The sequence below is a fragment of the Citrobacter sp. JUb117 genome, from assembly GCF_024809055.1.
Lineage (GTDB): Bacteria > Pseudomonadota > Gammaproteobacteria > Enterobacterales > Enterobacteriaceae > Citrobacter > Citrobacter gillenii.
Genome location: NZ_JANUFB010000002.1, coordinates 657,740 through 666,864, shown reverse-complemented (window position 1 = coordinate 666,864; position 9,125 = coordinate 657,740). Strand labels below are relative to the sequence as shown.

General features: G+C 55.3%; 7 protein-coding genes. 6 read left to right on the top strand and 1 reads right to left on the bottom strand.

Translation table 11 applies throughout. The features are described from left to right. Complete coding sequence (gene xseA / locus M2374_RS07015) at positions 1–1,374, bottom strand: exodeoxyribonuclease VII large subunit (RefSeq protein ID WP_181688880.1); 1,374 nt, start codon at positions 1,372–1,374, stop codon at positions 1–3. Between the two features lie 161 nt (positions 1,375–1,535). Between xseA and guaB the strand changes: the two genes are divergently transcribed. The 6 genes from guaB (at position 1,536) to repC (ending at position 8,460) form a co-directional block, all read left to right on the top strand. After that, positions 1,536–3,002, top strand: a complete 1,467-nt coding sequence (gene guaB / locus M2374_RS07010; protein WP_117343514.1) for an IMP dehydrogenase — start codon at positions 1,536–1,538, stop codon at positions 3,000–3,002. A gap of 64 nt (positions 3,003–3,066) precedes the next feature. Further along, positions 3,067–4,644, top strand: a complete 1,578-nt coding sequence (gene guaA, locus M2374_RS07005) for a glutamine-hydrolyzing GMP synthase (protein WP_259154137.1) — start codon at positions 3,067–3,069, stop codon at positions 4,642–4,644. Positions 4,645–4,952: 308 nt separating this feature from the next. After that, positions 4,953–6,161 (top strand): site-specific integrase, encoded by a 1,209-nt coding sequence (locus M2374_RS07000; RefSeq protein WP_103714983.1) that lies wholly within the window; start codon positions 4,953–4,955, stop codon positions 6,159–6,161. A 303-nt stretch (positions 6,162–6,464) separates the two neighbouring features. Continuing rightward, entirely contained in the window at positions 6,465–6,686 is a 222-nt protein-coding gene (locus tag M2374_RS06995) for an AlpA family transcriptional regulator (RefSeq protein WP_182240349.1), read from the top strand. Positions 6,687–6,689: 3 nt separating this feature from the next. Further along, positions 6,690–7,574 (top strand): helicase RepA family protein, encoded by an 885-nt coding sequence (locus M2374_RS06990; protein WP_182240347.1) that lies wholly within the window; start codon positions 6,690–6,692, stop codon positions 7,572–7,574. Continuing rightward, positions 7,561–8,460 (top strand): replication protein C, IncQ-type, encoded by a 900-nt coding sequence (gene repC / locus M2374_RS06985; RefSeq protein ID WP_202692395.1) that lies wholly within the window; start codon positions 7,561–7,563, stop codon positions 8,458–8,460. Before M2374_RS06990 ends, repC begins: the two co-directional genes overlap by 14 nt. The last annotated feature ends 665 nt before the right edge of the window (positions 8,461–9,125 follow it).

Here is a 9,125-nt window from a genome sequence, read left to right as displayed (position 1 = left end):
CTACTGCGCTTTACGCGAACGCGTTTTTTTCTGCGGGGTCACGGTGGTGACCTCGCTCTCCACCCAGCCGTCTTCCAGCCGCGTGGTGATGAGATCGCCGGCTTTCACCTGCTTGACCTTTTTCAACACGCCGCCGCCGGTGGCGGTAGAAACGCTATATCCGCGTGCCAATGTTGCCAGCGGGCTGACGGCTTCCAGATGGGTAACGGTATTCCCGAAACGTTCTCGTTGCTCGCTAAGCCGTGTACGAATATTTTCCGCCAGCCGATATTCCAGTTGCTGAATGCGCGTTTGTGCACGATGAATACGTGGCTGCGGGTTTTGCTGGTTCAGACGATGCAGTATGCGCTGCTGGCGCTGGTTGGCCAGTTTGATTTGGTTTTCCAGCGCAAAGCTCATCCGCTGACGAAGTCGTTCCAGCGTAGTTTGCTGACGCGCCAGACGTAGCTGAGGGTGTTGCTGTTGCAGACGGTGGAAAGTCTGCGTGAAGCGACGACTGCGGTTGGCGAGGTAGTAGTCCATCGCCATGCCCAGACGCTGCTGAACGGACTGAATCTGGCGTAATAATTCCTGCTGATTGCGGCTAACAATCTCTGCTGCTGCAGACGGTGTAGGCGCGCGCAGGTCGCCGACAAAATCGGCGATGGTGACATCGGTTTCATGGCCGACGGCGCTGACCACCGGAATGCGGCTGGCAAAAATGGCGCGTGCCACGCGTTCGTCGTTAAAGCTCCACAGATCTTCCAGCGAACCGCCGCCACGGCCAACGATTAACACATCGCACTCGTTGCGGGCGTTCGCCAGTTCGATGGCGCGAACGATTTGCCCCGGTGCATCGTCACCCTGTACCGCTGTCGGGTAGATAATCACCGGCAGGGAAGGATCACGACGTTTGAGTACGTGGAGAATATCGTGCAGCGCCGCCCCGGTTTTCGAAGTGATCACCCCGACACAATGAGCCGGCGTTGGGAGCGATTGTTTAAACTGCTGATCGAACAATCCTTCGGCCTGCAGTTTGGCTTTGAGCTGTTCATACTTCTGCTGCAATAAACCTTCACCCGCTGGCTGCATGCTTTCGACGATGATTTGATAATCACCGCGCGGTTCGTACAGCGTAATATTGGCACGTACCAGCACTTGTTGTCCGTGCTGCGGACGGAACGTGACGCGGCGGTTGCTGTTGCGAAACATCGCGCAGCGTACCTGGGCGGTATCGTCTTTTAAGGTGAAGTACCAATGACCGGAAGAGGGCTGGGTAAAGTTAGAAATCTCGCCACTGATCCACACTTGCCCCATCTCTTGCTCGAGCAGCAGGCGCACCGTCTGGTTAAGGCGACTTACGGTAAAAATTGAAGAGGTTTGAGAGGATAACATGTGAGCGGGATCAAATTCTAAATCAGCAGGTTATTCAATCGATAGTAACCCGCCTACCGGGGATCGCAAGGTTTTTTTGCAAAAAAGTGTGGATGCAATCGGTTACGCTCTGTATAATGCCACGGCAATATTTATTAACCAATCTGGTCGAGATATTGCCCATGCTACGTATTGCCAAAGAAGCCCTGACGTTTGACGACGTCCTCCTCGTTCCCGCTCATTCTACCGTTCTGCCGAATACTGCTGACCTCAGCACGCAGTTGACGAAAACGATTCGTCTGAACATTCCTATGCTCTCTGCAGCCATGGATACTGTGACTGAAGCGCGCCTTGCCATTGCTCTGGCACAGGAAGGTGGCATCGGTTTTATCCACAAAAACATGTCTATTGAACGTCAGGCGGAAGAAGTTCGCCGCGTGAAGAAACACGAATCTGGCGTGGTTACTGACCCACAGACCGTGCTGCCGACTACCACCCTTCGTGAAGTAAAAGAACTGACCGAGCGTAACGGTTTTGCGGGCTACCCGGTAGTGACAGAAGATAACGAGCTGGTGGGTATCATCACCGGTCGTGACGTGCGTTTTGTGACCGACCTCAGCCAGCCGGTTAGCGTATACATGACGCCGAAAGAGCGTCTGGTGACCGTACGTGAAGGCGAAGCGCGTGAAGTTGTGCTGGCAAAAATGCACGAAAAACGCGTTGAGAAAGCGCTGGTCGTTGATGACGGCTTCCATCTGCGCGGCATGATCACCGTAAAAGACTTCCAGAAAGCTGAGCGTAAACCTAACGCTTGTAAAGACGAGCATGGTCGTCTGCGCGTTGGTGCTGCAGTCGGTGCGGGTGCAGGTAACGAAGATCGTGTTGATGCACTGGTTGCTGCAGGCGTTGACGTGCTGCTGATTGACTCTTCTCACGGCCACTCTGAAGGTGTTTTACAGCGTATCCGTGAAACCCGTGCGAAATACCCGGATCTGCAAATCATCGGCGGTAACGTTGCAACGGGCGCTGGTGCTCGTGCGCTGGCTGAAGCCGGTTGCAGTGCGGTGAAAGTGGGTATCGGCCCTGGTTCCATCTGTACGACCCGTATCGTTACCGGTGTGGGTGTTCCACAGATCACTGCCGTTTCTGACGCGGTTGAAGCGCTGGAAGGTACGGGTATTCCGGTTATCGCTGACGGCGGTATTCGTTTCTCTGGCGACATCGCGAAAGCGATCGCGGCAGGTGCGGCGGCGGTAATGGTGGGCTCTATGCTGGCCGGTACCGAAGAATCTCCGGGTGAAATTGAACTGTACCAGGGGCGTTCTTATAAATCCTACCGTGGTATGGGTTCTCTGGGCGCGATGTCCAAAGGCTCTTCTGACCGTTACTTCCAGAGCGATAACGCCGCTGACAAATTGGTACCGGAAGGTATCGAAGGCCGCGTGGCCTATAAGGGTCGCCTGAAAGAGATCATTCACCAGCAGATGGGCGGCCTGCGCTCCTGTATGGGTCTGACCGGCTGTGGTACTATCGACGCGCTGCGAACGAAAGCAGAGTTTGTACGCATCAGCGGTGCGGGTATTCAGGAAAGTCACGTTCACGACGTGACCATTACCAAAGAGTCCCCTAACTACCGTATGGGCTCCTGATCAGTTTCCGCGCCCGGCTTCTATGCCGGGCGAATTTGTTTCACTTGCCTCGGAATTAGCGTCAATGACAGACAATATTCATAAACATCGCATTCTCATCCTCGATTTCGGATCGCAGTACACGCAACTGGTGGCACGTCGCGTACGTGAGCTGGGCGTTTACTGTGAGCTGTGGGCATGGGATGTTACGGAAGCACAAATTCGCGAATTCAACCCAAGCGGTATTATTCTTTCCGGTGGCCCGGAAAGCACCACCGAAGCGAACAGCCCGCGTGCACCAGAGTACGTCTTCAATGCAGGCGTACCAGTATTCGGCGTCTGCTATGGTATGCAGACCATGGCGATGCAGCTGGGTGGCCATGTTGAAGGGTCTCACGAGCGTGAATTCGGCTACGCACAGGTTGAAGTTCAGACCGACAGCGCACTGATCCGTGGCATCGAAGATTCACTGACCGCAGATGGCAAACCGTTGCTGGATGTGTGGATGAGCCATGGCGACAAAGTTACCGCTATCCCGGAGGGCTTTGTCACCGTTGCCAGCACCGAAAGCTGCCCGTTTGCCATTATGGCGCACGAAGAAAAACGTTTCTACGGCGTGCAGTTCCACCCGGAAGTAACCCACACCCGTCAGGGCCTGCGTATGCTGGAGCGCTTTGTGCGTGACATCTGCCAGTGTGAAGCGCTGTGGACACCGGCAAAAATCATCGATGACGCCGTTGCCCGTATTCGCGAGCAGGTTGGTAACGATAAAGTGATCCTCGGCCTGTCCGGCGGCGTTGACTCTTCCGTAACTGCCATGTTGCTGCACCGTGCTATCGGTAAAAATCTGACCTGCGTCTTTGTTGATAACGGGCTACTGCGCCTGAACGAAGCAGAGCAGGTTATGGATATGTTCGGCGACCACTTCGGTCTGAACATCATTCACGTTAAAGGCGAACAGCGTTTCCTCGACGCGCTGAAAGGCGAGAACGACCCAGAAGCGAAACGTAAAATTATCGGTCGCGTGTTCGTTGAAGTGTTTGACGAAGAAGCGTTGAAACTGCAGGACGTGAAGTGGCTGGCGCAAGGCACCATCTACCCAGACGTGATTGAATCTGCCGCGTCTGCAACCGGTAAAGCACACGTCATCAAATCTCACCACAACGTCGGCGGCCTGCCGAAAGAGATGAAGATGGGTCTGGTTGAACCGCTGCGTGAGCTGTTCAAAGATGAAGTGCGTAAAATTGGTCTGGAGCTGGGCCTGCCGTACGACATGCTGTACCGTCACCCGTTCCCGGGTCCAGGCTTAGGCGTGCGCGTGCTGGGCGAAGTGAAGAAAGAGTACTGCGACCTGCTGCGTCGTGCAGACGCTATCTTCATTGAAGAGCTGCACAAAGCTGACCTGTACAACAAAGTGAGCCAGGCGTTCACCGTGTTCTTGCCGGTTCGTTCCGTTGGCGTGATGGGCGATGGCCGTAAGTACGACTGGGTAGTTTCCCTGCGTGCTGTTGAGACTATCGACTTCATGACCGCTCACTGGGCGCACCTGCCGTATGACTTCCTGGGCCGCGTATCCAACCGTATCATCAACGAAGTGAACGGTATTTCCCGCGTGGTGTATGACATCAGCGGTAAGCCGCCAGCGACGATTGAGTGGGAATGATCCTGCGTCCGGCATAGACCAGCAGCAAGTGGCATGAAACACCCCTGAAGCCCGCGTAATTGCGGGCTTTTTGCGTTTTCGGCTCCGCACTATCTGGCAAGTTTTCGCATCGCCAAGCACCCCGTTTTTATGGCATGGTAGATGGTACGACCTGACCCTAATGCCATGTTCGGCGCTCGATACCATGTCGCTCCTAATCAGATTGGCATGGTATTGATTTGCGTTAAAGTATTGATTTGTAAGGTTTTTATGAGATTAATGCGATGCGGAGTGAACATGGTATTTTTTAGAGGAAACCCGCCCTGACCATGCTGACCGATACCAAGCTGCGTAACATCAAGCCGAAAGACAAGCTGTACAAAGTGAACGACCGTGACGGTCTCTATGTAGCCATCACCCCGGCGGGGTCGATTTCATTCCGCTACAACTACTCGATCCACGGTAGGCAGGAGACCATCACCTTCGGCCGTTACGGTGTAGGGGGCATCACCCTAGCGGAAGCCCGGGAACGACTCGGCGAGGCAAAAAAGATGATCGCCGCTGGGAAGTCACCAGCCAAAGAGAAGGCCAGAGAAAAGGGCCGCGTCAGGGATGCGGAGACGTTCGGCGCTTGGGCTGAAAAATGGCTGCGTGGGTACCAAATGGCTGATTCCACCCGCGATATGCGACGCTCGGTTTTCGAACGAGAGCTAAAGCCGAAATTTGGCAACCAGAAACTCGCTGAAATTACGCATGAGGACCTGCGAGCGCTGACTGACAGCATCGTGGAGCGAGGTGCTCCGGCAACAGCAGTTCACTCGCGAGAGATTGTGATGCAGGTCTTTCGATGGGCAATCGAACGTGGTCAGAAGGTTGAGAACCCGGCTGATCTAGTACGGCCTACCAGCATCGCAAAATTCGAGCCGCGCGACCGGGCCTTGACTCCTGATGAAATCGCCTTGATGTATCAGTACATGGAACGCATTGGTACCGCTTCTTCGGTGCGTGTTGCGGCTAAGTTGCTGTTGCTAACCATGGTTCGCAAAAGTGAACTGACCAATGCGACTTGGAGCGAAATCAATTTCAGCGAAGCAGTCTGGACAGTTCCCAAAGAGCGGATGAAGCGCCGTAATCCGCATTTGGTGTTCCTGTCCAGGCAAGCGCTTGATATTTTCATTGCCCTGAAAACCTTTGCGGGTGGCTCGGAATATGTTCTTCCATCGCGCTATGACTCTGACTTACCGATGAGCAGTGCCACTCTCAATCAAGTGCTAACGCTGACCTATCGCCTCGCCCAGAAAGAGGGGCAGTCGCTAGGCAAGTTCGGGCCGCACGACTTGCGACGGACTGCCAGCACATTGTTACATGAGGCTGGCTATAACACCGATTGGATCGAGAAGTGCCTCGCACACGAACAGAAGGGTGTGCGAGCGGTTTACAACAAGGCCGAATATCGAGATCAGCGTCGGGCGATGCTGCAGGATTGGGCGGACATGATCGACGAGTGGACGCTTAGGAGACCGCGCTCCGAGGGCTGATACCGAGCTTCGTGGACTACAGAGTACATGGCGCCCATTCGTTTGTGGCGAAACGCCCACTTCGGTGGGCTTTTTTTTTGTCCCGAAACGCACGTTTTAGGGACACTTTTTTTCTCTGAATTTCGTTTAAAAAAACTACCGATAAAACAAGAGATTGGGTGATTATCCCCGTCCCGAAACTGGACGTTTGACGGACACTTAAGTGATTGATTTGTATGGAAAAATCGTCTAAAAACGCTGGAAAATACCGGAAATGTGGGGCAATAATCGAACCTCGAATGATCACGAAACGAGGTATTCGGTGTGGAGAAAGAATCGAGAAAAGTCCTGATCAGCAAGAAACAGTTGCTGGCAATGATCCCGTTGTGCGAGCGCACGATCTACAACTTTGAAAAGCAGGGAAAATTCCCTCGGCGTATTGCTCTTAGCAGCCGTAAGGTGGTCTGGGATTTGGGGGAAGTGGAGGAATGGATTGATGCGTGCAAGGGGACCGGCCCGGCTCCCCGGCCCGGAATGGGGGCCTGAATTGTGGCGATTGACTTACGGGCAGCTTTCGAGAACGAGCCGCCCTCACTTGACTTCATATGGCCCGGCTTCCTTGCAGGCACAGTGGGAGCCTTGGTAGCTCCCGGAGCCACTGGTAAGAGCTTCTGGGCGCTGGAGGCGGCAATGTCCGTTGCCTGTGGCGCAACCGTTGAAAGCAGAGCGGCCGGTGGTGACTTGGTAGGGCTTGCACCTGCGAAAGCTGGTCGCGTCGTCTATTTCGCTGGAGAAGACCCGGAAGTCGCACTGGTGCGCCGTATCCATGCCATCGGTCAGCATCTGAACCAGCAGTCACGGGAAGTCATCGCGCAGAACCTCACCCTTGAGCCGATCATGGGTAAGCGCTTGAATGTGATGGATGAGCGGCACCTTGCCCGCGTCATTGAGTTTTGCGCCGGTGCCCGGTTGATCGTGCTGGATACCCTGAGCCGCATTCACGACAGGGACGAGAACAGCAACGGCGACATGGCACGACTTGTTTCTACGCTGGAGCACATTGCGGCGTGTACCGGGGCCTCAGTTCTGTACCTGCACCACGTTAGCAAAGGTAGCGCCCGAGAGGGGCAGACGGATCAACAGCAGGCAGCACGAGGCGCATCCGCTCTAATCGACAATGCCCGCTGGTGCGGCTTCGTCGCAAAGATGACCGAGGACGAGGCCAAGAGCCTGAGCGACCGCTCCTATGACCGTCAGCCCATCGACAACGACCGGCGCGGCTTCTTTGTCCGTTTTGGTGTCAGCAAACAGAATTACGACGCTACTCCGCACGACCAATGGTATCAACGCCGCGACGGCGGCGTTTTGCTGCCGGTGGAGTTGTTGGACGTTAAGCAGGACAGCGGAAAGGTGCGTCAACGTGAGCAAGCATGACTTGACTCACGCCCGGCACGACCCGGTGCATTGTCTGGCACCCGGCCTGTTCCGTAGCCTCAAACGTGGCGAACGCAAGCGCAGCAAACTGGACGTTGTCTATGACTACGGCAATGGCAAGCGTATCGAGTTCAGTGGGCCGGAACCGCTGGGGGCCGACGATCTGCGTATTCTGCAAGGACTGGTTGCTATGGCTGGACCTTGCGGTCTTGTGCTTTCTTCCGATCCTCAGACAGAAGCAGGTCGGCAGCTCCGGCTATTTCTCGAACCTAAGTGGGAAGCGGTCCAGCAGGATGCGATGGTAGTCAAGGGTAGCTATCGGTCGCTGGCCCGTGAGGTTGGCTATGCGGACATCGACAATACTAGGCCAGTACGCGATTGCATTGAGAGGCTCTGGAAGGTCTCTATCATTGCGCAAAATGGAAGGAAGCGGCAGGGCTTCCGTTTGCTATCCGAGTACGCAAGTGATGAGCAGGAAGGCAAGCTGTATGTGGCATTGAACCCCCTTATTGCTCGCGCAATCATGGGTGGGCAGCACATCCGCATAGATATGGCCGAAGTAAGAAAGCTACAGACCGACCCCGCCCGCCTGATTCATCAACGTCTATGCGGCTGGATCGACCTCGGCAAGTCGGGGCGGGTAGAGCTGGACACGCTATGCGGCTATGTCTGGCCGGATGAACCGGCGAACCCGAATACCATCAAAAAACGTCGCCAGACGGCACGCAAAGCGCTGGCCGAGCTTGCTGCCGTGGGTTGGAGGCTGGACGAGTATGCTAAGGGAAAATGGGAAATCAGGCGACCCAAGGCATCCGAGTGTAATGCCGCGCCCCCCTGTTTAACGGCACCTAACCCCCTGTTTAACAGTACCCAAACCCCTGTTTAACGGCACCCGGCCTGTTTCTGGAAACCTAGCAACGGCGGGGCCTTGCGGGCCGTTCGCAAATTCCATCCAAGATTCTCTAAGAATCTCTATCATGCGCGCGAAGCGCCGCGCCCTGGTGGCGCAGCTCATCGCTTGCTGCTGTTGGTCGGCCTGCGGCCGTTGGGCACCAAAAGGAAGGGCGGCTCCCTCGAACACACACACCACCTAAACCACCAAGTGCATCGCGCCGTCTGCGGCATCCGAAGACGCACTAAAGAGAAGATCTCGGGGTGAACGACCAATCAGAAGGTCTTAGGAGCCGCCATAACGCTTTTAAATGATGCGGGATGGCCATCGGGTGCTGTAGCCAAAAAATCGCTCAGAATGCAGCTCAGGGCCTTACAGGTGGTGTAATAGACGGAGCTGAGACAGGTTCGTGCGTATTACTAATGGCGAAGCCCTCGCGCTTTTGATCGGCGCAGCCGGGAGTAGCCCCGTGATGAAATATCGCGAGTAGCCGCAAGTCCGGTGTGTCAACGCAAAGCGTTGTCCACGGGACACGCAGCACCGCAGGTGCGGAGGCTTTGGGCTTGTGCTGGGACTGACAGAACGACCAACTGACGGGGAGTGAACCTGATGCAATCACGAGGCTGCGTTTGGAAAGTAAAACCCCGCACTTAGGCGGG

Bases quoted from the DNA above. Each gene is read 5' to 3' on its own strand.
- M2374_RS07000 (WP_103714983.1), top strand. From the start codon at position 4,953: ATGCTGACCGATACCAAGCTGCGTAACATCAAGCCGAAAGACAAGCTG.
- guaB (WP_117343514.1), top strand. From the start codon at position 1,536: ATGCTACGTATTGCCAAAGAAGCCCTGACGTTTGACGACGTCCTCCTC.
- xseA (WP_181688880.1), bottom strand. From the start codon at position 1,374: ATGTTATCCTCTCAAACCTCTTCAATTTTTACCGTAAGTCGCCTTAAC.
- guaA (WP_259154137.1), top strand. From the start codon at position 3,067: ATGACAGACAATATTCATAAACATCGCATTCTCATCCTCGATTTCGGA.